The sequence below is a fragment of the Rhizobium sp. AC44/96 genome (assembly GCF_001692185.1).
Taxonomy (GTDB): domain Bacteria; phylum Pseudomonadota; class Alphaproteobacteria; order Rhizobiales; family Rhizobiaceae; genus Rhizobium.
This window is the reverse complement of sequence record NZ_LXKO01000015.1, coordinates 42,964-65,013: the sequence shown is the minus strand read 5'-3', so window position 1 is coordinate 65,013 and position 22,050 is coordinate 42,964. Positions and strand designations below refer to the sequence as shown.

Sequence of the window (22,050 nt, the reverse complement as noted above, 5' to 3'; positions counted from 1 at the left end):
AGATGTGTATAAGAGACAGATACTAAACGGCGCGGCCTGTGTCCCTTTTGTCACATAATTTTACTATATTACCAGCTATTTTTACTAATCGCAAGCATTATTTTTACTTTTTATCGCTTGCATGTCGCTTTTTTTACTAAACTAGCGCACCTGGCCAATGTCGGAGCCTTTTCCAATCCTAATATGGCATTTCCCGGCGCATAAATCAACAGTTATTTTTACTTTTCTCCCATTTTTTCGCTTTCTTCGTCGTCGTCACCGCGATCTCTCCTTTTCTTCGTTCCATGGTGTCAATATGCCAGATATTTTTACTAATCGCAAGCCCCATCGCGCATATTATTGTAAAATTATCTGTCATTATTTTTACTTTTTGATTGACCGCATTTCGCCCCTCGCTTATAGTCTTCTCATGGCGCTAACGCCTGCCGAAGGTCCGCGAATGTTCCAGACGTTGCAGTTCTGCCGCTCTACCGGTCGTCGCCTCATGGCGTCGTTCCAACGAATCCTCAAAGCCAGCAAGCCCAATGGATCAACAAAGATCGCTCTCGAAATCTCCGTCCCCCTCTTCCTCAAGATCACCATCGAGCACTCATTCCCTAATGAAAGGAAACACTGATATGGCAAACGCTCCAGAGACGAAATTTTACATCGCGACATATGGAGGAATGGGCCTAGACGTGGCGTTCTACTCCGATCCGCTCGCCTATGGCCGGGAAATTCAAAAGGCCAAGCGAGAGCACGAGAGCGACAAGCTCGATAGCTATACCTACGGCGATATCCCCTCTCCTGCGGACAAGAAGTACCTGAAGGCGCTTGAAACCGCCGTCCTTGAAGCAGAGTGGTGGCTGGCCGACCCTCAAGTCTCAGCGCGCAAAGACCCTCGTGGCGAGCGCAAGCGCACCGTCTACAAAGCTGCCGATCTCATCAGAGAAAGAGGCAGAACAACAGACACCCACGCACCAATCCCATCATTCATCGCCTCCCTGACAGCGATCAAAGACCTCCTCGAAGAAGGCACCGACAAGGAAACTGAACCGGGCGTCTACCTGACACCCGCTGAACAGGCAATCGATCTCATCAACGCGCTGATCATCACAGCACGCACATAAGCAGGGAACGCGACAATGAAAAAAGGTTACACAGTCGTTGAAAACGCAGGCTACGAGCGCGAGTGCGACGTACATACCGCCGAAAGCCACGATAAAGCTATCGAGTGGCGGGACCGGTACTACGAACCCGGCGAAATCGAAAGCCTACACGTCGAAATCGCGTGCGACTTGCCAGATGGAAGCCGCACCTACGAATTCTAATCAACGATTTGAAAGGTTAGTCCTGGCTCTCCAATTGGGGAGCCAGCTCGCGTTTGTCGCTCTCACTGCTCTCCTGATAGCCCCTCGGAGGGCTCGTAGCTTGTTGAGCGCATACAGCCCCTACCTGTCCGTCCGTGACTGCGGCGCAAGGCTGATCCACTCTATGACCTACATCCGCCGCTGCCTCGTCCACCACAAGCAGGGAAACTGCCAACATCATCGCAAAACTGTTCATCTCATTCTCTCCAACATGGTTAGATCCTGTTGACGTTTGAGACGCCATTTCCAATCTCATAAAAACAAATATTTTCTCCCGAACGACCATCCGTTTCGTAAAATATTTTTTGGTTATTTTTACTTTTCTATTGCCGAAGACATATTTTTATTTTATCGTGTTCCTATGTTTAAGAAGGAGAAGGCGAATGACCACATACCGTCTCGGTTCTAGCCCTGCTGTGCACACTCCCGGCATCATCGCATGGGCGATCAACGGATATCATTTTGAGGAAGACCGCCCGCAACTGCGCAAGGTCATCGTGGACACCTACAGCCTGCCTGAAACCGCTGCCGATCAGCTCCTCAGCAAAAGCGTGCCATACTCAGTAGACGGCGAGACAGTCGTTTTCACGGTCAATGAGGACGCGGAGCCGCAATAAGCGGCTTCAGCTTCTCCACGCCCTCCAAACCATCAACCGAACGAGATTGACCAGATGAACGCGAAGAAGACCGACACAGCCGAACATCAGCGCGCAAAGACCGGCCGTCGCCCGGTCGTAAAAGACGCTATTGCCACGTTCGTTGCGAACCTTACGGCCGATGCAGACGACTATGCTGACCTGTGGGAAAAGGAATGGCAGACGTTCGCGGACAAGTCGGTATCGACCCGCAATATCTACGCCTCACGGTATCGCAACGCGATCCGAGAAGCCTATGGTGACAACCACCCGGCTTTGCATTTCGTAAAAGTGCTTGACCGATCAGACGATCCGTTGCGGACAGCAGAAACGCGCGGCGCTGGTGGCCGAAAGGCTACGCGCGCCGACAGCATTGAGATCTTCGGCACAGCCGCCCAAACGCTCAAGGATGCTCAAACGCAGGCGCTGGCAGAGGGAAGGACCGAGAAGCAGGCCGAATCCATTTACAAGCGCGGCCTGTCAAAGATCTGGAAGTCTGAGCTGGACGAAATGCTTCAGACCCTCAAGAGCAACACGGTTCTGACGACAACCGCCGCCTACCGCAACGAGCTGCGCAGGCGAGGGCTCGATGACGATCTTACGCTTTCCATTGTTCGACCACCGGAGGACGCTCAAAGAGCGCGGTCTATCCAGTATCGAGACGCTATCGTGGAACAGCATCGCGATCTGGTGCCCATGCCCTACTGGCGGGAAATCCTCGATCACGCGAAAGAGCTTATCCCTGCAACGGATGCCTCATGGAGCACACTCGAACAGGAAGCTCGCAAAGCAGCGTCGGGATTATCGAGAGCAAAAGCCGTCGAGATCGGAATAGCTCTCGGCATTCTGACCGGTCGTCGCCCGGTTGAGATTTTCTGCCAAGGTGTCTTTGCACCACTGCCCCTCATGGCCGATCCCACCACCACCGAAACCACACGCGGGCGCGGCTACGAGACCTGGCGCGTGCTCTTCTCGGGACAAGCCAAGACGCGAGGCAACGATGGCACCCAATTCGATCAGTCATTCCCGATCCCTGTCCTGACCAAGGCGCGGGACGTGATCTTTGCATGGATGGTCCTGCGCTACAGTGAAAGCGGCCAAATCTGGCGAGAAATGTCTAGCGACGAGTTTAAAGCGGACTTGCTACGCGCTCCAAATCCCAAGTGCATCCTGCCTGCGATCCGCGACGAGATCCTGACGAAGTTCTGGCCCGCTATCGAACCGGAAGATACCCCGAACGTGATCGAGGCGAAGAAGATCAAGGCGCACAACGTCCGGGCTCTCTATGCCGAAATTGCCGATCAGTTCTTCCGGCCAAAATCGCGGACGAAGGCTGCATTCTTCGCGGAAGCCCTCGGCCATACCGAAAAGGACATCGAAACCGCTTCCTCGTACATGAAATACTACCTCCCCGATAAAAAGGACGCCGGGGCAACGCGCCGCATCAAGAAGCAGTTGGCTAAGAAGATCGAGACAGCGGCTGAAGAGCGCGAAGGCGCTTCGGAGTAGGAGGCAGACATGCAAATCGATCAACAGCTAGATGCACGACAAACCCGCCGCATGAAGTCAGAACGCAGATTTTTGGAACGCATGGAGCGTCGCGAGCTGGCCGCCGAAGCCATGATTGGAGAACTCTGCCGGGAAGGCCGAACGGTCTTCTATGCCTGGCCACAAGGCGGAAAATATCGAGAAGGATCACGCGGCGAGCTGGTGAGTTTTTTGACCCGAAACCGCTACGCCTAAAACCTAAGATCGACCTAGCTAAACGAACGGCTGACCATATGCGTCAGCCGTTCATCCCTCATCGCCAGTCGGCGGCTTTGCCTTGCTGCGCCGCCTCAATTCACGCTCGATAGCTGCGCGAATGAAATCAAGTCGGACCTCCCCCTCATCAAGAGCGGTATCGATTCTGGCTGTTGTGCCGTCAGCCAAAGGGAGCTGCAATCGCTCCGTAAACTGCTTTTTGCGCCCGCCTCTAAAGGGGGTTTCGTGTATATCTTTCGGCACCTAAAACACCCCATTTCGTGTATATGTTATTGACTATCTATCATATACACGTTATCAATTCAATCATATACACGATTTAACTGTAACAGCAGGGAGACACCCCATGCTCTTCACCGTCGAACAAACCCAAGACCGGAAGTGGGCCGTCCTCAACATTCGGACAAAAGCACCCTACGGCGACCCCTTGGACAGTATGGAAGCGGCCATGAACCTCGTTCGTGAAGCTGAAGCTCAAGCAGCGATCGATCGCATGATCGCGTGCCGCACCGGTAGTTGCTCGATCTAAGGAAGCGGCCATGTCTGTGGAAATGTGCCGGTATTCGCTGGAATGGCGTCTGCCTCATGTTCCTTGCCCCGGCGAGAGCGTCTTGATTGCCGTAGACGTGCCTGCCGGTTCACCAGTGCCGGCTGAAGTGATGGCGCTCTGGAAGCCAGGTGCGGGTTATGCCGTGTGCTGGAACTCGCTTACAGTCAAACCAATCCGTCGATGGAGTGCCGAAGCCAAAGGCGCTGCCCGGAAGCGCAATCTGCGACGGCGCTTGGAAAAGAAAATGCCTTTGTTCGCTGACATGCTCGCAGAGGAAGAAATAGCACGTCGCCCTGCCTATTTCGCAGGGGAGTAAAAGAGGACCACGCATTGATCATCAGAACCGGAACCATTGCTGCCCTTGCAGCACTCATCGCGTCGTCGGCCCCCGCCGCGCAGGATCAGTGGCCGATATGTGCCAGCGGCAAGCGCACAACCTGCATTGTTGATGGCGACACATTCTGGCGAGAAGGCATCAAGTACCGGATCTTAGGGTATGATGCGCCGGAGTCCGGAGATGGCGCTCGATGCGCTTCAGAAAGGGCACTGGCAGATCGCGCAACGCGGCAACTCCAAAGCCTTATGACCGGCCCCGGCATCCAGTACGAAGCACAAGGCAAGGATCGGTACGGGCGCGTCCTGACGCGGGTAGTGACGCAACAGGGTGATATCGCCGAACAGATGATCGAGCTTGGCCTTGGCCATGCCTATCAGGGCGGATACCGTGATCGAAATCAGTGGTGCCAATCATGAAGCAGAATAAGCCTGCGGAGCCAGGTGAACCCACTCTCGACGAGTTTACGATCCCACACGTCGCCTTCGCAGCAGCGGAGCACTATGCCGTCCATCCTCAAAGCGACAAGGGCGAGCTGATCAAACATCTCAGGCAAGAAGTCGAGACACGCTACGGGCGCGAGCGTGGCAACACCGCAGGACATTCAGCGGCTTTGCAGGCTATTCAGGATGCAGACACTCGTGGCCTCCTAGAAGCCGTGTACGGGCAAGGGGAGTAAGATGGAAACTGACGAAAATATCACGGCGCTGAACTACAGCGCTCATGCCATCGAAAGCATAAAAGAGACCCTGAAGCGTCTGCCGCCGCACTTCGCGCAGTCTAGGGAGGCAATCCAAGCTGTTAGCGACATGCTGCGAAAGTCGGTCAAGTTTCTACTTCCGAACTGTGCAGAGCTGCTCGATCCCATGCACGTTTCCCAAGCGCACATCGATCTTCTGAAGCTCCCTTACCCAATCACGGCATTCGAAGCTCCATGGCAAAAGGTCGATGCGGTAGACGCGGGATACCTCGATCACTACAAGTCAACCAGACGCATTGCGCTGTGTTGGGAGCCTGAAGCGACACCGCCGCAACTGGCGCACCTCAACATTGTTCTGGAACGTTTTCCGCAAAGTGGCGTCTTTGTCCTCCCAATCTCGTGGATCGACAATGTGGGATTCTGGAACGTCGGCATCGGCGGCGCATTCATCCCCTACGAAAATACCATGGCAGAAATCGACAAGGCAAAAGTCAGCCCGCTCAGCGCCAAAGCAATGGAGGCGCTTAACAGCGCTGGCCTCCTCCCAAAAAAGGCCCGGCAATTCGCGGCCGAACCTTTCGTCCTGCAACTGGAGCATTTCGAATCCGTCACTGCCAGCCATGGCCGCGAGACAGGTTTCGCAAACATTATGAACGACAGCCGCGATGAAGGTCTTGCCGTCATTCAAGCGTGCGCAGTCCTCAACTGTGAGAATGTCGCGACATCGGAAGTCGAACCGTCCGCGAAGCTCAACAAGGCTCGTGTTGCGAAAGGCAAAGAGCCCTTTTTCTCGTACAAGGTTCTGGCGCTGGCCGCAGATCGCCCGGCCATGCGCGGCGAAGGAACCGCTGGCGGTTCGCACGCCAGCCCACGCCTTCACCTTCGCAGGGGGCACCTCCGTCGCCTGCCAGAGAAAACCGTTTGGGTGAGAGCCGCCATGATCGGTGCGGCGAGCGAGACGGGAACCGTGACGAAGGACTATCGACTGGTGAAAAGCCAGAACAAGACATCCTGATCCAAAAGAAAATTTCTAACGGCGAATTGGCCGGTTTGTCCCTTGCAAGGAAGCAGGCGAGAATCTTTGTGCAGGCAAAATTAGCCTGCGGCTCACAACAACGGAGATTTCCATGAGCACATTCGAAACCGTCTTCTTAGCCATCCTTATCCCCGGTGCAATCGCCGGATACCTTCTGTTCGCTGAATGGATGGACGATTTTTGCCGAAGGCAGCGTTGGCTTCCGTAAAACTTGGGAGGGGCGTTCGCGCCCCTTTCACCCTGAAGCTCGCCATTCTTTCCCTTTCCCCGGAACGAATTTTCACAGTGAGGGTTGGCCACACAAACGGGGAACCACCAATGAACGCGTGTCGCACTGAAGATCCACATAGGAAAGCGTTGCGAGACGCCCGTCATCGGTTCGATCCTGTCGAGAGCAAGGATGACCCCTTCCCTCAACTGCTCGAACGGCTGAAGGATGCTGAAGCAAAGCTTGCCGCGTCTAGCGGACAAAACCGCTTTATCAACGACAACAGAAAATGATATTGATCCGTTGTGAAACTTACAACGGATCGGCGCATGGAAGACGATGAACAAGAACCGCTGTCGATATACCGGCTGTCGAAGGTCATTTTCATCAGCCCGGCGCTAATCGCGGCAATCGGGATCGCGGCGCTCTGGTATCTCTGGACCTCAAATCTTTATCTGATGCACAACATCGGGCCTATGCTGATGGGCTTAGAGCGATACGAGAGCCTCTACCCCACGCTCTTCCTGGCGTGCCGTATCCTTACCGCGCTCATCGCGATGGGACTGGCACTTCATCTTGTCGCGTGCCTGATCAGATACATGACAACGGAACTTCGCGTATTCAGCAATCGCGTGCTCTGGCGCACCGGCTTTATCAGCCGTGATGTGTTCACGGCTTCTGTCCGCGAGATCATCGGCGTTCAATTCACGCAGTCGGTGATCGGCCGAATCCTGGGATTCGGCTCAATCACGATCAACACGCGCGGCGACGACCAGATTGTGGCCAACCTGATCAGCGGTGCGCCGCAGGCATCGAGCACGATCATGGCGCTGAAGAACGGCAGAGCCTAAGCCGCCTCGGGCTCGGAGCCGTCTTCAGCAGCAAGAGCCTTAACGAGCCCCACAATTTTCTTCCTGATGCCAGGGTCCACGATTTTCGTGAATGCCCGGTTCAGCGCTAACCCCTCAGAAGTCGAAAGGAATGATGTCACCAAATTCTCAGGGGCATGTTGAACACTATCCGGTCGATCACTTCCCTCAGCGGTGGGCATCCCTTCGAAAAAATGTGACACTGGAACGCTCAGTATGCTGGCAATGTGCGATAGGCGGCTGGCGCCTACGCGGTTTGTCCCCTTCTCGTATTTCTGCACTTGCTGAAACGTGATGCCAAGCGCATCGCCTAGTGTCGTCTGGCTCATACCCAATATCTGCCGTCGCAAGCGAATGCGCTGGCCAACATTGACATCGATGTCATTCGGTTTCTTCTTCTCTACCATTGTGATCCCCTTAAAATGATCCTGTCTAGGATGCTTTCCGTTTCCGAGTAGCTTTGACCTTGGGCTTTTCGCCGTGCTTCGTAAGGAATGCCCCCGCAACATCGCTGGTGACGCCATCGGGCCATCCTGCTGGCGGCTTCAATCCTTTCTGCTCGATCAATTTCGCGATGTACGCGCACTGCGCCTCGCTGGCCGGTCGCGGCGGCACAGCGGCTCGGGAGGTGTCAATCCATGCGGATAGGGCCTTGGACGAGCCTAGAACGTCCTCAGTGAGCGAGAGGCCGGTTTCCTTAGCGAGTGTCTGCGCATACGCGATCTGCTTCTCAGACGGCGTGTCCGTCCGCTCGACAACTGCACCTGGCTTGCCCTTGTCATTCTCACAGATGACCATGCAGCCATCGCGATAGCCGGAGCATCCAAAGAAGCTCCTCGACTTTGCTGTGACGAGCCGGAGGGCTTTTCCGCAGGCAGGGCATGGGTGAGCTGGTTTGATCGCGGCGAGCTTGCCAAGCTCGACATCGAGGCGTTGATCGAGATCCGCGATCACGGCAAGATAATTCTCCTTGCCATCGGCAATGAGATCGAGGCGTTTTTCAAGATCCTTGGTGAAGTCGTATTCCGCGAAATCAAACCTGCCAACGAGATTGCCGACGATAGCTCGGCCACTCGATGTCGGAACCAGATAGCGCTTCTCCACAACGACATATTTTTTGTTGCAGATGTTCGAGACGATGGCCGCGAATGTTGATGGCCTGCCGATCCCCATCTGCTCAAGCTTACGAATGAGACTCGTTTCAGTGTAGCGGCGCGGCGGCTTTGTTGCCTTGCGCAGGATCTTACCGTTCGTCGCCGTCACGGACGTACCTGGCTGTAGCAGCGGCACGCGCCCGTTCGACGCCTCCTCATCATCGTCGTCATCGGACTTCTCGTCGGCCGCGACAACCTTCCAGCCCGGCCGCACAAGCTCGGCGCTGCGAGCCCGGAAGAGGAAGCTTTCGCCGTTAGCGTCAGCCGCGAGATCGAGCGTCACCGTCTTGTAGACCGCATCCGCGAGCTGTGAGGCAACGGCGCGCTGCCAGATCAACCGGTAAAGCGCCTTCTGCTTGTCGTCCTCGCCGCCGTCGCGGTCCTCGACATGCGTGGGCCTGATAGCCTCGTGCGCCTCCTGCGCACCTTCAGGAAGAGGCCAGCGGCGTTTCTTCTCCGATACCTGCCAGCCCTGCCCCTCGGCAAAGCTGGCAATCGCGGCCATGCCGTCATCAGAGAGATTGGGATTGTCTGTCCGGTGATAGGTGATCAGGCCTGCCTCGAATAGGCTCTGTGCGAGCTTCTGTGTGAGCGCCGGTGGGTATCCAAGCGTTGCCCCTGCGGCTTGCAACAGGGCCGATGTCGTAAACGGCGCGGGCGGTCCCTTGGCGACTGGCTTTTCTGCCGACGCTTTAACGACAAAGGCGCGGCAGGCCGCTGCGCGTTCAGCCAGGCGCTGATCGAGGATGTATTCATCGTCACCCTGCAGAAAGGGTTTCGTCTGCCAATCAGCCGTCCATGCGCCGCCGTCAAATTCCGCCAGTGCGGAGAAATGGTCTGTGACTTTGAAGCTGTCGATCTCGTTCTGTCGCTCGACAACGAGACGAACGGCTGGCGACTGGCAACGCCCCGCCGTCAGCGACTGGCCAGCGGCTGTCGATATCGGAAAGGACACTCGATAGCCGATAAGGCGATCAGCAGCTCGGCGCGCTTCCTGCGCTGCGACCAAACGTCGATCGATCGGTCTAGGCGCTGCCAGCGCTGCCTTCAGGCCTGCCTCGGTGATCTCGTTGAACGTGACACGTTGATACCGCTCGATGCGCAGATAGCGCTTCAGGTGCGCCGATATGGCCTCGCCCTCACGATCCGGGTCGGTCGCCAGATAGATTGCGCTGGCTTCGGCAGCGAGAGGCTTTAGCTTGCTGATCACGGAACTGCCGCGCTCTGATGGAACGTAGGTGAGCTGGTAGGTCTGCGGCTCGATAGCCATCTGATCCGCAGGCAGGTCAACGATGTGGCCCATGCTCGCCTCAACGCGCCAACCCGCACCAAGTAGCGATCCGATCTTCTTGGCTTTGGTCGGGCTTTCGACAATCATCAGTTTCAAAGCACCCTCCTGATAGCAAATCGCAAAAACATTTGATAACGTTTCCGCATATGAAATTACTGTCAATAACCGATTGGGGAAAGAGGAAATGGCTCCACGGGAACAGAAGAGCGTCGGATGGCTTGAAATCTGCACAGCTCTATTCTTCTGCTTAGCGATCCTGACCGTTGTCTGGGTGATTTTCCGCGCGCCGGTTGGACTGCTCTACCGCGCTGCGCGAACCGCTGAGACCGGCACGCTTTGGAAGATGACAGCTTGGGGCGATTATTTTGCCTACACGCCGGGGAAGGAACTGAGCATTCAGTCCATCTTTCTGTCATCCCTGCCATTCGGCGTGGTTTGTGCGGGCATTATCTTCCTCGTTGGCCTCTACATGAAAGCCAAGGTCGAGGGGAAGCACATCATCACGTACCTGCGGCCAAACAAGGATGCTGAGTATGCGATGAGCCACACGGAGCTGATGCAGCGATTTGCGCCGTTCTATCCGCACTGCGAGTTCTTCCTGAAATTTCCGATGCACCGGTATTCATCGAGCACAGGTCCGGCATCACAGCCGATGTCAGCCCTTGAGCTTCTGATCGACAGCGGCGCGATAGCCGCCGACAAGTTCAAGCCGGTCAACTTCGAATCGTCGCAGAACCCGGAAGAAGCTGACGACGAGCAGAAGGCTGGCGAACGGGCGATCAACAGGAACGCGCTGCGCAAAGCGCTTGAGAAGCCGTTCGGCCCTCACAATCCTTTCCTGAACGTGAACCTGCGAAACGATAGCGCCGTCAAGGCCGCTATCGAGGAGTTGCCCTGGTACGCCTGTATCATCCTGTATTCTTCGCTCGTGCGGGTAAACGCGCTCCACAGTAGCGACACCAAGCTTTCCAATGTTCTCGAAGCGAGTGAGGATTTCCTGCGCGACGTTTGGCGGGACATCAATAGAGAGAAGAGCAAGCTCGGTGACAAGCTTGTCATCGGCCCCTACGATTACCCCGACACGGCCAAAAAGACCGGCAAGCCCAAAAAGAAAGGGAAGAATACAGCGGTCGAGAATGGTGTCGAGCAACCGGCTAACATCGTGATCCTTGCAGATCATCTGGCAAAAGTTGGTCCTGACTTCAAAACGACAAAGCGGGCCAAGGAGGAACTGGTAAAGATCATCGTCAAGCCTTCGCCTGGGATAGACCCCAAGCGTCCCGTCGATGTCATTGACCGGATCTTGCTGCGGCACGGATATGTATTCGGCGTTCTGGCGTCATCCCTGACGGATGGTAAGGACGGCACACTGAAAGCGGCTCGATCTGCCGGTGTCTTCGCGCCCAACACCTTTTTGTGGCTGCGTTTCACTGACAGAAGCATGTGGCGGTTCCTGAACTATGTGGGGATGCAGACACCCTGCCCTGAAGCCGCAGGGATGTACGATCACTGGCAAACTGAGCTGGTCCTGAAGGCTGGTCGCACGAAGCCGGAGATTGCGGACAGCACGATCACAGCCATCGTCCAAGAGGCTCGTAAGCAGTCTCCTGACGCGCTGACGATGAGGGACTTCGATGAGCTGGTTGCGAAGGTCAGAGACCAGACCAACGCGGTCGATCAGATGATCATCAAGCAGTCCGATGATTGGAACAGCGAGACCAATGCAACGCCTGAACTCGGGCCAGTGAGATAAGGGAGCAGCAGCATGACGAGATCGGATAAATCGCAGTCCTCATGGGGTACATATTGCAGGAGCTATCTTGTCACCCTCGGGGGCCTCTTGGGCGGCGGCTCTGGCGTGTTCCTCCTTGCTCACTACGCTGACTCGCTTGCGCTGCCGGGGCTTGTCACAGCCATCCTCACAGCGTTTCTGATAGGCGGAATTTTGCTGGCCCTCGCGGGCCTATTGGGCACTTCAGCACAAATGGAAAGACTGGCTGACAGCACCTCTGACTATGAGTTGGTCGGTCGGATCGCGATAGTTGCCCATCCGGTTTATCTTATGCTGAGACCGATCTACGAGCGAAGTTAACCTCGACGCTAGTCGGGCTGATCCGTGGAGTGGACCACTGCTCGGAGCGGATCAGCCTGACGGCCTTCTGGCTCGGAGCTGGATAGCCAGGCGCACGCTACTCCACCCGGCAATAGTGAAGTGTCCGCTTTCCATTCGCGCTCTCGATGGCGATAGACAGTGCAAGTTTGCCATGCTGCGTGAGAGTACCGTGAGCTGGTTCAACGCCGTCTCCGCTGCCGTCAGCGGCCTCACTCTCGACGCGTATCGTGAAAGGGGTAACGTTTCCGGCTCGCTTCCCAAGCTCGACATCACCAGTCACAGCCGACACATCCTGATTATCGTCCCAACGACCAGGCGCTATCGTTAGGTGCTCTGCGAGTGACGGATCATACAAATCAGAAGACAGGAACATCCGGCAATCTTCATCGCCTGCCGGGCCTCGATCCTGCTTGGCAATCGTATCAGCTTGGAAATAGGCGTATCGCCCGTAAACGTCTTTGCCGTCACCGGCAAAAGAGGAATACGGGATCGAGACGCTCAAAACGATAGCCGTGATAAATCCGCGGCCAATCATTGCTGGCCCATTTCCGTCCGCGACATCAGCAGGAGCATATGCGCAATCGCGCTATCGGTACGACCTTCCAGATTCTGCGAAAGCGCTGATGCGGCGCGCAGCTCCAATGCGTTCTGACGGGTCATGTTGATAGCGAGGGACCGCAAATCGCTTTCGGCATTGGCGGCAGCACTCCCACCGCTCGTCATGTACGTGCCCTCTCCGCCTGCCATAGCGCCGGAATTGTCGCTGTCGCCGGAGCTGGTCGGCGTCTCTGCGACATCCTGCCCTGGTGTGCAGGTGTTGGGCAGCGACTGATTGCGACCGGCGCGAGCTGCGGCCATACCGACGACCGGGACACGCTCTTTCAGATAGCGCTCTGGATTGACGTAGTACCACGTGTTGGGAGATGCGGAAGAAAGAGCATCGGACGTTGCGAAGCCGTTCGGATCGCGCTTACCGCCACCAACAGGAAAGACGCAATCGTCTGTGCTTGAGCCCGGCACGCATTTGCTGGCCTTAACGGCGCTGGCAGGAACCTGCACCTCAAAGTGCAGATGCGGTTTGCCTGCCGACTGGTTGTCGCCCACCTTGGCGATCTCTTCGCCTGCCTTCACGTCCTTGGGATCGGGCCGGGAGTACGAGTGAAGATAGAGCGTGCGAAATTGACTGCCCGTAACTTTGACGCCCATTGAGCCGACACCAAGCTTGCCTTCGTGCGCAGCGAATAGTGGCTGGTTGGTCGAGGCTTGGCCCTGTGCGCCCTGCGGATAAATATCCGAGCCTCTGTGCCAACCATTGCCCGAGCCAGCGCCAGGACGGTTCCACGCCCCATACTCGCTGAAGACGACCGGGCTCTGGACCGGATGCGCAGTAAGGCAGGAGCCGCCACCACCGGCAGCAACCTCGTCGCCGCTGCACGCCTCGTTGACCTGATTTTCAGCAACGTAAGTGCCCGCGCAAGTGCCGTTGCCATCAACAGCTCTGCCGGTACATGAGCCGCCGCTGGTCAGCCAGTCTTTAAGACCGCCAGCGCCGGTTAGATGACTGCCAGCGATAAGGCCACCACGTGTGATGGTGACGCCGTTGATCGTCTGCCCAATGTACTGCTGATAGTTGCCGAGATAGGTGAGGTTGCGATTGCCGTACTCAAGGAAGGCCGCATCCTGCGCGGTTGGCGTGTTCAGATAGTCGTTTAGCGAGTTGATACCGTTTTTGCCCGTCCATGTGCCATCTCCGCGCATGTAGCCAACGTCGATCAGGGCTGATTTGCCCATTTGATATGCGCCGTAATAGCCGTTGCCGGTGTTGGTGCTGTAATTCCCGCTGCCTTCACTCTGGCGAATGTTGTTCAGCATCGAGCCGCAGTCGGTCGCGGTAGGCTGAGCATTGCGCGCCATGGCATCAGTGGCGAGCACCGTGCTTGCGAGAAAAACTGTCGCGGCCGTGAAAAGGATGCGCGAGGATCTGATCATGGGAGTTGCACCGGTTTGCCGCAGATCGATAGCTTTCCATCGGTAACATCAACCTGATTGCGATCCGCGCAAGCGTTGATCTTATCGGTGGAGTCAATCACCTTGAAGTCTGGCGTCACCTTCTGGACGGACCACGTGCACGAGTTCGCGCCACACAGCGGCGATGACATCATCGAGACGAGGTACTTGTTTCCGCCTGCGTCAAACGTCGAATACATGTACTCGTAGCTTGCACCCGTAATTTCCTGGAGTTCTTTCCGCCAGACCCTGTTCATGATCCCGGCGACCACGTTCTTAGGATCGCTGATCTCGGCAGGGTTGAACAGTTCCGTGAAGGTCAATGGTGCCGCCGTGGCTGATGTCGCCCACAAGGCTGTCGCCACTGACACTGCGCGATATATGGCCTGTAGCTTCAACTGCATGGGTTTTGCGTCTCCTTGCTCAAGCGTACGTTTATCCAACCACCGAAGGCACGGAAGTAGATTCCTGCGCCCTTGACTAGAAACTCTTTTGCCAGAAGAAAGGCGATATGACAATGTTTCTGCATTGCGATATGATGTCGAATGAAATCGCGACGGCACAGGATAACGGCATGTTTTCACGGATTATGATCACTACCACGCTATCAATTCTCTGTGCGATCTCCCCTACCCTATCGGTAGCGCAAGACACCCGCGCGCCTGATGCCGTGATCACCAAGCCAGGCGGTGAGGGTAATGTGTCTCGGTATGAGTACGCACCGGAGAACCAGCCAGCGCTTGAATACAAAGCACCGCCATCGGGGGCAGACTCAGACCTATTCGGCACTGAGGTAGACATTCTGCGGGATCAGGTTCGCGATCTTGAGAACGCTCTGATGGAGGTCCGCGCAGAGAACAGGCGCTTGAAGGCGCACAACGAGACGCTCCTGAAGGAAACAGGAAAGACGGAGTAACAGATGACCGATCTCACCGAAATCATCATCAACCTCTTCAAATTTAACTCGATCCTGCTCTCGATCATGATCCTGTCGATCACGATTTTCGGTGTGATCGTTGGCGGAATGGGACTGCTCGAGGGATACCAATACACGAGCGGAAACTCGCGGTTTTCAACTCGGCAGCCGACTTTCACCGGGGCAATCATGAAGCTCGCGCTTGGGAGCGCGGCAGCTATGGGCGCAGTGATCTTCTATCGGCTGGCCGGGACTTTCTCGTTAGCTGAAGACACCACAACGGGTAATGTCTTGGACTTCGCTCAGAATGGCTCCATCTCGGGGACGTACTGCCAGCAGTTTCAGTATTCGGTGACGCTGATCTGGATGGTGATAGGTACGGTCGCAATCTTCAATGCAGCCAGGTCCGCTTACAAAAAGTCGAACGGCGAGATGGTCCCATGGAGTACGCCGGTTGCGTACCTGATCGGCGGGATCATGTGCTATTTCGTCAACGGCATCACAGCGATGATTGCGAATACCATCGGACTCGAAGTTGGTCTGGACAATTTGTGCAAGGCGTTCGGAATGGCCGGGGCGTAGAGCATCTAAGCCCGCTGCCCGGTCCCCCGAGCAGCGCTCCTCATGCGTTAACGCATGATGCGTCAATCGATCTTGGCCCTATCCATAAGTTCCTTCAACGCGGCCGGATAGCTCAGATCGTTGTCGATAGCGAACCTCAGAAATCGATTGTAGGTCTTCAGCGGCGGGCGAATGTTGAGGTTTGCTGACGGTTCAGCTTCCTTTCGCCGCACGAGCTTCTGTGTTGGCTCGCGGGAGACAAAACCATGTTCCTTGGCTACTGCATCCAGGCGTTCCAGATCGACTGGCTCAGATGGTCCGGTCTCTGGTTTGATCAGCGAAAGCTTTTTGTTTTTTCCGAAGCCTAGATCGCTCATGCTTTATTCTCCTCGCTAACAAAAAACTCTACGACTTCCTCAGCCAATCGAGTTGCGTTGGCTATTGCCTGCGGAATGCCATTGACAAGTGCCGGGTCCATTTCAGTCAGATCCAGATTATACATGAACATGGACTTGTAGGCAGCGCGGTCATTCAACTGCGTATTGAACCTTGCCACCTCACCCAAGTCCATCTGCGCAATGATTTCCTTTTGAAGGCGGGTAGGAATAGCCTCCGAGGTTCGTGTGAAGATGACGCGGTGCGGAATTGGTCTCTCAATAGCTTCTTCCTCCGCACCGATCAGCGCGATGGATTCTGCGGCAGCTCCGGCGTCCATCGGGCTGGCTTGCAGCGGGATTAGGACGAGGTTTGCACGAGACATTGCGCGCGAAACAAGCACGCTTGCTACACCTTCCATGTCAACGAAGACGAACTGGTACTCTTTGCGATAGGCATCGATCTTTTTGACAATGTTGTTCTGATCGACATCACCATCGACGATGACGGGATTCTTCGACTTTCCCGATCTCCATTTTACGCTCCACTTGCGTGGGTCGCAGTCGATCACGATGACGCTGGCTCCTTGGGCGGCTAGCGTCGTGGCCAAAACCATCAACGTGGTGGTCTTCCCTGCCCCGCCTTTGGGGTTCGCAACGGTAATCACTGGCATGGTCTCGTCCTTAGCTATCAACAATGTAGCATCAATAATGCGTCGTGTTTACTTTATAACGCGTTAACATGCAACGTTGTAGCGTCATTAACGCGTTATGTTTTGCTGTTAATGCGTCAATGATTGACGCATGAAGCGTCTGATGACTTCTGATGCGAGATAGAACGGTATTCACGGCCAGCGGCAGGCGGATCGCGAGCGGGAACCGCGCTACCCAATTGCGCCGTAGGTGACGGGAGCGATCTTCGAGCCTGCAAACCGATCACGCCAAACAGAGAACTGAGAAGTACATCCGCAGCTCAGCGCCCGTGAACAAGCTTTACAGTGTTAACGCGTGCATGACGCAGCATGCGTCAATGCAACTCGGCAGGAGGATCGCGGCCGGGAACCGCGCTCCCAAATTGCGCCGTAGGTGACGGGAGCGATCAATCGAGCCTGTCGAATGTCAACCAGTCACAAAAAAAGACCTCCAGAAACGCTCCCTGAAGCGATTGGAGGTACCAAATGACAGTAGGGGAGGGGAGAGCGGCGAAACGCCTCTGTACGCCCTTTTAGCCGATTAGGACTCGTCTTCGTCCTCATGCCCCTTGCTAACACGCCTTTTATCCCAAACCCGATGCTTCAGGACGACACCTCGACGGGTGTCCTGCACCTTCTTGGTCCAAAGGAGATAGTCATCCTCAAGGCCAAAAAGACGGCGGTAGTCATCAGCCGTGATGTTATAGCCGACGAGGCTCCGCGTTAAAATTTGGAACTGTGCGCCATCGAGCAGGCTCGTGATGTGTTCCGTTGTCGTCGCGGTATCCACGTCTCTCACGGGGAGCAGACGAGGCGAACTATCGAGAGCATCCAGCTCATCGATTACGGTCGCGAAGTCTTTGGTGTAGTTTCCGAGCTGAGTGAGTTTCACGATGTACTGCGTCAGCGTGTCCTGGGCCTTCCTACGAGCCGGGGTAGAGAACTTCTCAAGTTCTTCAGCACGCGGCGAGGTGTGGTCCAACTCAGCGATCAGGGCTTGCTCCTGGCGCAACAACTCCGAAAGTTCACCGATGTATTCACGTTGCTTCTCGATAACGGCCCGAAGACGCGTGCGCAAACGACGTTCCGCCGGTCGATGACTGCCGCGTTTAACCGTCTTCCGCGTCATTGGTAAACCTCCCCACGCGGCAGAACACTTTTTGTCATTATTGGGATAAGCTCCTGTGGTATGCGATGGCGGCAAATCATAGTCCTTTAATCGGCCCGCCACAATTCATTAAAATGCGTCACAACGCTTTGATAAACTTAATCCTTTCGAATAGTAGCTAGTTGAGTAAATCGCTCGGCTTTGTTTCTAACTGCGGTTGCCAGATTTGAACAAGTTTGCAAGCTCAGCTTGAACAAACTCCCCAAGGGGGGCCTTTTCCTCATAGAACCGATTTTCGGAAACTTGCCATGCTCGATACCGCATAGCGAAAGCCCCCATGAAAACTGGCATCGAAAGCAAGAAAGCGGCAAACATCATACTGCCCGAACCGCGCCAGCCGCTATAGAGCACCGCGCCCGACAGCACTGCACAACCCACCACAAACAAAATAGTTGCCCATCGTTCGAAGTAGGCCTTCCGCGCTTCAGGGACATAGTGAACCTGCTCACCATTGATGTCGGCAAGTTCGCGAAGCGTGATGGTCAGGGCACAATCGGGATCTGAACACTTGCGGATATTCGGCCTGTTTGGAACGGGAAGGAGTACGCCGTCCCGACCCTCAGCCCGGCAGTCAGGGCACTGCGGCCGATCCGCCGAAAAAAACTCAGTTGTAAGCTGAAGCGTCTTGCGATGCGACGCCTTGATGGGCCGGGGGATTATCTTACCGGGCCAGCGAAGAAAGCCGCGTCTATCGACCTTCGGCGTAGTATCCTGCTCAGGCTCCGCTTTGCGACGCCGACGAAAGAACCCCATAGCTAAGCAGCCCCTTTGGAAAATGACTCAATGGAGCTGGATGTGCGGAAACCAATCCTCAAACAACTCGGCCTGATCGAGGCGATCAGCGGGAACCGTGAGCAAGGACTGCTCGCCGTTGCTGGTGATGGAAAGCGCAAGGCCATCTCCGGTTAAAGACAGGGAACACCAATCCCTGTCACCATTAGAGAATTCAGTCGATACAGAAAGGTCGCCAGAATCCACAGTGAAGGTGTATCCACGCCAAGCCACTTCGCCGTCACTGCTTCCCCAAAGCTCAAAGAGCTTTTTAATCGCTGGATGCGCCAACGAACCTGCAATATTCATTGAATAAAGAGCGGGCAGGGCCATCCAGATGGCAACTGGCGGCTCAGATCGGCTCACTTCGTGCACGGCTCGCTGCATGGGTTTAGGCTCCGTATTCAGATCAACGACAGAGTAATCGAATCGTGATCTGATATCAAGGGCGCTAAAATATTGCGAATGCTCGTCCCTGCTATCGCATGATATCACGTGACATCACCACATATCACATTACATCGCATTACACCGCAACATTCCAAGCGCATGCGATGCATATCGCAATAATTGCTGTTCCACCTGAATATGTCGAAACACCGCGAAACGTATCCCTTGATACTCATGCAACACACAAGACATCACGACAAATCAAACCGTTGCAATTGATCCCGCAACGTGTGAAATGTAGTAAATCAGAAACGATTGTCCGCTAATGTTTGCCGGGACACCGTAAGCGCCAGGAAGGGGAGACTATGGCTCCGCGTCGAGCAAAAGCCTCTGGGAGCGAAGCAGTAGCCGAGCGTCCAATCATAGACATGCACACGCTTCGCCTACCACGTGAAGAAGCCGCACGTGTCGAGATGTTCAAGAAACTCAATCGGCTCCCGACTGGCGATCTCTATGTGTTTCTGATGAACGTCACCGGCGTTAATGAAGATGGTTCGAACCGCGTGCTCGTGGATTACGCACGCTTTGATGCCGAGGACGATGTGCGGCCGACAATCGACAACTCGTCAATGCGCCTGCCGCGCGATCAATCCGATCGGATGAAGAACTTCAAGAAAAACCACAGGCTTTCAGTTGGCGAAATGCTCATCTTCATGATGGACAATGCCGGTGTTGCAACAGACGGGAACACCCGGCTGCTAATCGACTACGAAACTCTAACTTTGGCGGAAAAGTAGCAGGCAACCCATCCAAGATTGCCCGCAGAATAAACACGTAAGTGCGAACGACTAAACCAAGAAAAGGCCGATTAAGAGCCGGGTAAAAGCTAAACGCTTCGATCAAGCAAACTCATACTGTAGACCCGGATCAGTGATCACCCCAGGTGTAACAATACGCCCAACGATGAACAATCTTCCAACCGGCTTACCACCAGCTTGATCCTCGCGAACGCGTCTCATTGTTCGACGGAACGTAGTTCCATTTAGGCGCGCCTTCAGGAACGAATCCCTATTTTCAACAGCAACATCGATCTCAAGATCGGGCTGAGGCAAATGCTTGGCGCGGATAGCACAGTCGTCGAACATTTCGACTGCAACCGGAATGCGGATCAGCACGCCTTTCGCAGGCACAGTCAAGCGATCCACTGGAAAACTCCCACGCTGCTTGGAAAGGTGCGGCAGTGCGGCAGCGCTCGCAGACGAACCGACCCGGCGATCAAGACCGCCCGGCTGAAAATGATCAATGGTTGTAACTTCTGCTAAATCGCGCACCAGAAACCTCTTTGTTACCGCTTGAGAGAATATACCGGATGTTTGTCCTCATTGGGATGAACGCGTCCGTCTTCACGCAAATATTTGAGAGCGGCCCTACACCTTGCACCAGCCTTAGATCGGTCGATATCGAACAACTCTTCGAACGTCGATGAAAACACGCTCATCCTTGCCCCTGCAACATCGCCCTCTTCCAAAAGGGTAACGATTAATTCTGCGTCACGGCGCATCTGTGAATTGGCACGCCTACCGCCAGCATCATCGGCAAGCTTTTTGGCAAAGATATCCTTCGCCTTTTGTCTGTCGTAACCGAGCGTATCATCACGCTCGCTCTTTGCCCGCTTGTTACTCATTCATGCCTCACTCAATATAGAGAGAATACGTTACCAAACGCAGGAAAAAAAGCAAGTGATGCCCGCGTTGCAATCTAGCCAAATGTCGGGCCATCCGGCTTGATCCTGACGGATCGAGGACGCTCACCCCTCGGTTGATTTTCCTGACTGGAACCTACCTTCTGGACTGACTTAAACGAAGGTTTGTTCGCGCTGGTAGACGATGCTTTCGAAACCGACTTCGCCAGCTTCTCTAACGATTTCTCATCAACATTGTTAACACTCTGAATAGATGGCTTTACAGCTATTCCTGCTCTGCCTTTTTTTCGATTACCGTACGCTACATGCGCCGTTACCGCGCTACGGTGGCCCATGGCTGCGGCAACTTCACCACCAGCATAATTGAGTGACAATTTAGCATTTGCTGCAAATTGATGCCTTGCATCATACAGTCGCGTTTTCATCTGTTTTTTCGTAACAAGTCCCATGCGCTGCAACTTCTTCTTTGCACCCGCCAAGGCTCGCCTTACATTCTGTCCAACATCATCCCATTCTACGCCGTGAAGCGCCTCAAGAACTCTGAACACTGCATTTAAATGACTTTCTGATATCGCCTCATCATCTAGTAGAAGCTCACGCATTTCACCATTTCCAGAAATCCCCGGTCGGAACTTTGCATTCGGCACGTGAAGAACATTGTCCTCAATCCAAGCATCCTTCCATTCGATTGGTCTTAGACCCGTAGCAATTCCGGCTTCAATCATATCTGCGGCGAGTTTCTGATTTCTTCCGGGTGTACCTCGTCGGAGAACGGTTATCAGATCAGTTTCGAGTTGTTCATTCAGACCTTTAGGGAGACGCTTCTTGGGTTTAACATCGGGCCTTTCTGACCGAAAAGATGTGGTAAAACGTTCTGCTTCGTCGTCAGAAATCGTCTGACTAATCCACCACTTCAGAGCCGCGCGAATAAACCGCCAGCTTGCATCCGTTAGATCGGGTCGTTCCGCCGTGGCCACAGCAAGATACGTCGCGGCTGATGGAGACATTGAACGGAGCTTCAGTTCTTCGTCAAAACGCGCAGCTGTCCGCCTATACGCTCGCTCGGTTCTTGCCGATATCACAATCCCATCCCCTACGTTTACGCGTCACTGATATCAACAGATGTATGGCAACGTATGTGCGCCATCAAGTGATATCACGTGCTATCAGCCGATAGGGTGGTGCATCTTCTTGTTTCCTTTGATTTCTGGCTTTTCATTTGAGTCTCTTGCTGGCATAAAAGCACAGTGATTTCCATTTTTAGAAGGTTGTGAACATGCTGCGGAAGATGATCGTGCTGCTCGTTATCGCTGGTTCCGTAACGGGATGCCAGACCGCCTCCAATCAGCCGACCGACGCATTTGTGAAGAAGACGTTGGAGGGGAACGCGACGACAATGACGCCGCGTGTGTCGCCTGCGACTGAGGGCGATTTTCCGACCGCGCCTGGTGCATAATCATCGGCAA

30 protein-coding genes are annotated in these 22,050 nt (G+C 54.8%); 17 read left to right on the top strand and 13 right to left on the bottom strand.

The window, feature by feature from the left end:
* Positions 1 to 295: 295 nt before the first annotated feature.
* From A6U87_RS29725 to A6U87_RS16155, 12 genes are all read left to right on the top strand, one after another.
* Positions 296 to 616, top strand: coding sequence for a hypothetical protein (locus tag A6U87_RS29725; RefSeq protein ID WP_141683981.1), 321 nt, complete (start codon positions 296 to 298; stop codon positions 614 to 616).
* A 61-nt stretch (positions 617 to 677) separates the two neighbouring features.
* Positions 678 to 1,109: a hypothetical protein gene (locus A6U87_RS16205; RefSeq protein ID WP_141683980.1), complete on the top strand. Its 432-nt coding sequence runs from the start codon at positions 678 to 680 to the stop codon at positions 1,107 to 1,109.
* A 15-nt stretch (positions 1,110 to 1,124) separates the two neighbouring features.
* On the top strand, positions 1,125 to 1,310 hold the full coding sequence (locus A6U87_RS16200; protein ID WP_065692322.1) for a hypothetical protein: 186 nt from the start codon (positions 1,125 to 1,127) through the stop codon (positions 1,308 to 1,310).
* 422 nt (positions 1,311 to 1,732) lie between these two features.
* Positions 1,733 to 1,966, top strand: coding sequence for a hypothetical protein (locus A6U87_RS16190; RefSeq protein WP_065692320.1), 234 nt, complete (start codon positions 1,733 to 1,735; stop codon positions 1,964 to 1,966).
* Between the two features lie 54 nt (positions 1,967 to 2,020).
* Positions 2,021 to 3,493, top strand: coding sequence for a protelomerase family protein (locus tag A6U87_RS16185; RefSeq protein ID WP_065692319.1), 1,473 nt, complete (start codon positions 2,021 to 2,023; stop codon positions 3,491 to 3,493).
* A 9-nt stretch (positions 3,494 to 3,502) separates the two neighbouring features.
* Positions 3,503 to 3,727, top strand: coding sequence for a hypothetical protein (locus tag A6U87_RS16180; RefSeq protein ID WP_065692318.1), 225 nt, complete (start codon positions 3,503 to 3,505; stop codon positions 3,725 to 3,727).
* Between the two features lie 367 nt (positions 3,728 to 4,094).
* Entirely contained in the window at positions 4,095 to 4,277 is a 183-nt protein-coding gene (locus A6U87_RS16175) for a hypothetical protein (protein WP_065692317.1), read from the top strand.
* Between the two features lie 10 nt (positions 4,278 to 4,287).
* Positions 4,288 to 4,614: a theronine dehydrogenase gene (locus tag A6U87_RS29330; RefSeq protein WP_244499513.1), complete on the top strand. Its 327-nt coding sequence runs from the start codon at positions 4,288 to 4,290 to the stop codon at positions 4,612 to 4,614.
* Positions 4,615 to 4,628: 14 nt separating this feature from the next.
* The gene (locus tag A6U87_RS16170) at positions 4,629 to 5,051 is read left to right on the top strand and encodes a thermonuclease family protein (protein WP_083199480.1); all 423 of its coding nucleotides are present in this window, start codon (positions 4,629 to 4,631) and stop codon (positions 5,049 to 5,051) included.
* Positions 5,048 to 5,311, top strand: a complete 264-nt coding sequence (locus tag A6U87_RS16165; protein WP_065692316.1) for a hypothetical protein — start codon at positions 5,048 to 5,050, stop codon at positions 5,309 to 5,311. Before A6U87_RS16170 ends, A6U87_RS16165 begins: the two co-directional genes overlap by 4 nt.
* A 1-nt stretch (position 5,312) precedes the next feature.
* Entirely contained in the window at positions 5,313 to 6,347 is a 1,035-nt protein-coding gene (locus A6U87_RS30140) for a hypothetical protein (RefSeq protein ID WP_065692315.1), read from the top strand.
* A 558-nt stretch (positions 6,348 to 6,905) separates the two neighbouring features.
* On the top strand, positions 6,906 to 7,427 hold the full coding sequence (locus tag A6U87_RS16155; protein WP_065692314.1) for a PH domain-containing protein: 522 nt from the start codon (positions 6,906 to 6,908) through the stop codon (positions 7,425 to 7,427).
* Here the strand turns inward: A6U87_RS16155 and A6U87_RS16150 are convergent.
* Together A6U87_RS16150 and A6U87_RS16145 are read right to left on the bottom strand one after the other, a co-directional pair.
* The gene (locus A6U87_RS16150) at positions 7,424 to 7,852 is read right to left on the bottom strand and encodes a helix-turn-helix domain-containing protein (protein WP_065692313.1); all 429 of its coding nucleotides are present in this window, start codon (positions 7,850 to 7,852) and stop codon (positions 7,424 to 7,426) included. The two genes, A6U87_RS16155 and A6U87_RS16150, sit on opposite strands and share 4 nt — an antisense overlap.
* A 25-nt stretch (positions 7,853 to 7,877) precedes the next feature.
* Complete coding sequence (locus A6U87_RS16145; RefSeq protein ID WP_244499514.1) at positions 7,878 to 9,977, bottom strand: type IA DNA topoisomerase; 2,100 nt, start codon at positions 9,975 to 9,977, stop codon at positions 7,878 to 7,880.
* A 382-nt stretch (positions 9,978 to 10,359) separates the two neighbouring features.
* On the opposite strand from A6U87_RS16145, the gene A6U87_RS16140 reads away from it, so the two are divergent.
* The gene (locus A6U87_RS16140; protein ID WP_141683979.1) at positions 10,360 to 11,643 is read left to right on the top strand and encodes a hypothetical protein; all 1,284 of its coding nucleotides are present in this window, start codon (positions 10,360 to 10,362) and stop codon (positions 11,641 to 11,643) included.
* 436 nt (positions 11,644 to 12,079) lie between these two features.
* Here A6U87_RS16140 and A6U87_RS16130 read toward each other — a convergent pair whose 3' ends face one another.
* The 3 genes from A6U87_RS16130 to A6U87_RS16120 are packed head-to-tail and all read right to left on the bottom strand — an operon-like array spanning position 12,080 to position 14,414.
* Positions 12,080 to 12,538: a hypothetical protein gene (locus A6U87_RS16130; RefSeq protein ID WP_065692309.1), complete on the bottom strand. Its 459-nt coding sequence runs from the start codon at positions 12,536 to 12,538 to the stop codon at positions 12,080 to 12,082.
* Positions 12,535 to 13,992 carry a M23 family metallopeptidase gene (locus tag A6U87_RS16125; protein WP_065692308.1) on the bottom strand — a complete coding sequence of 486 codons (1,458 nt, stop codon included), beginning with the start codon at positions 13,990 to 13,992 and terminating at the stop codon, positions 12,535 to 12,537. Before A6U87_RS16125 ends, A6U87_RS16130 begins: the two co-directional genes overlap by 4 nt.
* Positions 13,989 to 14,414: a hypothetical protein gene (locus A6U87_RS16120; RefSeq protein WP_065692307.1), complete on the bottom strand. Its 426-nt coding sequence runs from the start codon at positions 14,412 to 14,414 to the stop codon at positions 13,989 to 13,991. Before A6U87_RS16120 ends, A6U87_RS16125 begins: the two co-directional genes overlap by 4 nt.
* 170 nt (positions 14,415 to 14,584) lie before the next feature.
* On the opposite strand from A6U87_RS16120, the gene A6U87_RS16115 reads away from it, so the two are divergent.
* Positions 14,585 to 14,926 carry a hypothetical protein gene (locus A6U87_RS16115; protein WP_141683978.1) on the top strand — a complete coding sequence of 114 codons (342 nt, stop codon included), beginning with the start codon at positions 14,585 to 14,587 and terminating at the stop codon, positions 14,924 to 14,926.
* A gap of 3 nt (positions 14,927 to 14,929) precedes the next feature.
* Complete coding sequence (locus tag A6U87_RS16110) at positions 14,930 to 15,508, top strand: hypothetical protein (RefSeq protein WP_065692305.1); 579 nt, start codon at positions 14,930 to 14,932, stop codon at positions 15,506 to 15,508.
* Between the two features lie 62 nt (positions 15,509 to 15,570).
* Here A6U87_RS16110 and A6U87_RS16105 read toward each other — a convergent pair whose 3' ends face one another.
* The 5 genes from A6U87_RS16105 to A6U87_RS29715 form a co-directional block, all read right to left on the bottom strand.
* Entirely contained in the window at positions 15,571 to 15,864 is a 294-nt protein-coding gene (locus A6U87_RS16105) for a hypothetical protein (protein ID WP_065692304.1), read from the bottom strand.
* Positions 15,861 to 16,535, bottom strand: coding sequence for a ParA family protein (locus A6U87_RS16100; RefSeq protein WP_065692325.1), 675 nt, complete (start codon positions 16,533 to 16,535; stop codon positions 15,861 to 15,863). The genes A6U87_RS16105 and A6U87_RS16100 overlap by 4 nt, the downstream gene beginning before the upstream one ends.
* 559 nt (positions 16,536 to 17,094) lie before the next feature.
* The gene (locus tag A6U87_RS16095; protein ID WP_065692303.1) at positions 17,095 to 17,682 is read right to left on the bottom strand and encodes a MucR family transcriptional regulator; all 588 of its coding nucleotides are present in this window, start codon (positions 17,680 to 17,682) and stop codon (positions 17,095 to 17,097) included.
* Between the two features lie 186 nt (positions 17,683 to 17,868).
* Complete coding sequence (locus A6U87_RS16090; protein ID WP_065692302.1) at positions 17,869 to 18,474, bottom strand: hypothetical protein; 606 nt, start codon at positions 18,472 to 18,474, stop codon at positions 17,869 to 17,871.
* A 27-nt stretch (positions 18,475 to 18,501) separates the two neighbouring features.
* A complete protein-coding gene (locus A6U87_RS29715) occupies positions 18,502 to 18,879 on the bottom strand; it encodes a hypothetical protein (RefSeq protein ID WP_141683977.1) in 378 nt (125 codons plus the stop codon).
* A 368-nt stretch (positions 18,880 to 19,247) separates the two neighbouring features.
* Here A6U87_RS29715 and A6U87_RS16085 point away from each other — a divergent pair, with 368 nt between their 5' ends.
* On the top strand, positions 19,248 to 19,679 hold the full coding sequence (locus tag A6U87_RS16085; RefSeq protein WP_141683976.1) for a hypothetical protein: 432 nt from the start codon (positions 19,248 to 19,250) through the stop codon (positions 19,677 to 19,679).
* 102 nt (positions 19,680 to 19,781) lie between these two features.
* Here the strand turns inward: A6U87_RS16085 and A6U87_RS29710 are convergent, their stop codons facing one another.
* From A6U87_RS29710 to A6U87_RS16075, 3 genes are all read right to left on the bottom strand, one after another.
* Entirely contained in the window at positions 19,782 to 20,213 is a 432-nt protein-coding gene (locus A6U87_RS29710; protein ID WP_141683975.1) for a hypothetical protein, read from the bottom strand.
* A 14-nt stretch (positions 20,214 to 20,227) separates the two neighbouring features.
* Complete coding sequence (locus tag A6U87_RS16080) at positions 20,228 to 20,566, bottom strand: hypothetical protein (protein ID WP_065692300.1); 339 nt, start codon at positions 20,564 to 20,566, stop codon at positions 20,228 to 20,230.
* A gap of 74 nt (positions 20,567 to 20,640) precedes the next feature.
* Positions 20,641 to 21,591, bottom strand: coding sequence for a hypothetical protein (locus A6U87_RS16075; RefSeq protein ID WP_141683974.1), 951 nt, complete (start codon positions 21,589 to 21,591; stop codon positions 20,641 to 20,643).
* A gap of 269 nt (positions 21,592 to 21,860) precedes the next feature.
* Between A6U87_RS16075 and A6U87_RS16070 the strand changes: the two genes are divergently transcribed.
* Positions 21,861 to 22,040 (top strand): hypothetical protein, encoded by a 180-nt coding sequence (locus A6U87_RS16070; RefSeq protein ID WP_065692298.1) that lies wholly within the window; start codon positions 21,861 to 21,863, stop codon positions 22,038 to 22,040.
* The last annotated feature ends 10 nt before the right edge of the window (positions 22,041 to 22,050 follow it).

Bases quoted from the DNA above. Each gene is read 5' to 3' on its own strand.
- A6U87_RS16190 (WP_065692320.1), top strand. From the start codon at position 1,733: ATGACCACATACCGTCTCGGTTCTAGCCCTGCTGTGCACACTCCCGGC.
- A6U87_RS16115 (WP_141683978.1), top strand. From the start codon at position 14,585: ATGTTTTCACGGATTATGATCACTACCACGCTATCAATTCTCTGTGCG.
- A6U87_RS16075 (WP_141683974.1), bottom strand. From the start codon at position 21,591: ATGTCTCCATCAGCCGCGACGTATCTTGCTGTGGCCACGGCGGAACGA.
- A6U87_RS29330 (WP_244499513.1), top strand. From the start codon at position 4,288: ATGTCTGTGGAAATGTGCCGGTATTCGCTGGAATGGCGTCTGCCTCAT.
- A6U87_RS16070 (WP_065692298.1), top strand. From the start codon at position 21,861: ATGCTGCGGAAGATGATCGTGCTGCTCGTTATCGCTGGTTCCGTAACG.
- A6U87_RS16080 (WP_065692300.1), bottom strand. From the start codon at position 20,566: ATGAGTAACAAGCGGGCAAAGAGCGAGCGTGATGATACGCTCGGTTAC.
- A6U87_RS30140 (WP_065692315.1), top strand. From the start codon at position 5,313: ATGGAAACTGACGAAAATATCACGGCGCTGAACTACAGCGCTCATGCC.
- A6U87_RS16085 (WP_141683976.1), top strand. From the start codon at position 19,248: ATGGCTCCGCGTCGAGCAAAAGCCTCTGGGAGCGAAGCAGTAGCCGAG.
- A6U87_RS16145 (WP_244499514.1), bottom strand. From the start codon at position 9,977: ATGATTGTCGAAAGCCCGACCAAAGCCAAGAAGATCGGATCGCTACTT.
- A6U87_RS16130 (WP_065692309.1), bottom strand. From the start codon at position 12,538: ATGATTGGCCGCGGATTTATCACGGCTATCGTTTTGAGCGTCTCGATC.
- A6U87_RS16175 (WP_065692317.1), top strand. From the start codon at position 4,095: ATGCTCTTCACCGTCGAACAAACCCAAGACCGGAAGTGGGCCGTCCTC.
- A6U87_RS16180 (WP_065692318.1), top strand. From the start codon at position 3,503: ATGCAAATCGATCAACAGCTAGATGCACGACAAACCCGCCGCATGAAG.
- A6U87_RS29725 (WP_141683981.1), top strand. From the start codon at position 296: ATGCCAGATATTTTTACTAATCGCAAGCCCCATCGCGCATATTATTGT.
- A6U87_RS16110 (WP_065692305.1), top strand. From the start codon at position 14,930: ATGACCGATCTCACCGAAATCATCATCAACCTCTTCAAATTTAACTCG.
- A6U87_RS16140 (WP_141683979.1), top strand. From the start codon at position 10,360: ATGAAAGCCAAGGTCGAGGGGAAGCACATCATCACGTACCTGCGGCCA.
- A6U87_RS16200 (WP_065692322.1), top strand. From the start codon at position 1,125: ATGAAAAAAGGTTACACAGTCGTTGAAAACGCAGGCTACGAGCGCGAG.
- A6U87_RS16090 (WP_065692302.1), bottom strand. From the start codon at position 18,474: ATGGGGTTCTTTCGTCGGCGTCGCAAAGCGGAGCCTGAGCAGGATACT.
- A6U87_RS16165 (WP_065692316.1), top strand. From the start codon at position 5,048: ATGAAGCAGAATAAGCCTGCGGAGCCAGGTGAACCCACTCTCGACGAG.
- A6U87_RS16185 (WP_065692319.1), top strand. From the start codon at position 2,021: ATGAACGCGAAGAAGACCGACACAGCCGAACATCAGCGCGCAAAGACC.
- A6U87_RS16095 (WP_065692303.1), bottom strand. From the start codon at position 17,682: ATGACGCGGAAGACGGTTAAACGCGGCAGTCATCGACCGGCGGAACGT.
- A6U87_RS16125 (WP_065692308.1), bottom strand. From the start codon at position 13,992: ATGATCAGATCCTCGCGCATCCTTTTCACGGCCGCGACAGTTTTTCTC.
- A6U87_RS16100 (WP_065692325.1), bottom strand. From the start codon at position 16,535: ATGCCAGTGATTACCGTTGCGAACCCCAAAGGCGGGGCAGGGAAGACC.
- A6U87_RS16155 (WP_065692314.1), top strand. From the start codon at position 6,906: ATGGAAGACGATGAACAAGAACCGCTGTCGATATACCGGCTGTCGAAG.
- A6U87_RS16105 (WP_065692304.1), bottom strand. From the start codon at position 15,864: ATGAGCGATCTAGGCTTCGGAAAAAACAAAAAGCTTTCGCTGATCAAA.
- A6U87_RS29715 (WP_141683977.1), bottom strand. From the start codon at position 18,879: ATGCAGCGAGCCGTGCACGAAGTGAGCCGATCTGAGCCGCCAGTTGCC.
- A6U87_RS16150 (WP_065692313.1), bottom strand. From the start codon at position 7,852: ATGGTAGAGAAGAAGAAACCGAATGACATCGATGTCAATGTTGGCCAG.
- A6U87_RS16120 (WP_065692307.1), bottom strand. From the start codon at position 14,414: ATGCAGTTGAAGCTACAGGCCATATATCGCGCAGTGTCAGTGGCGACA.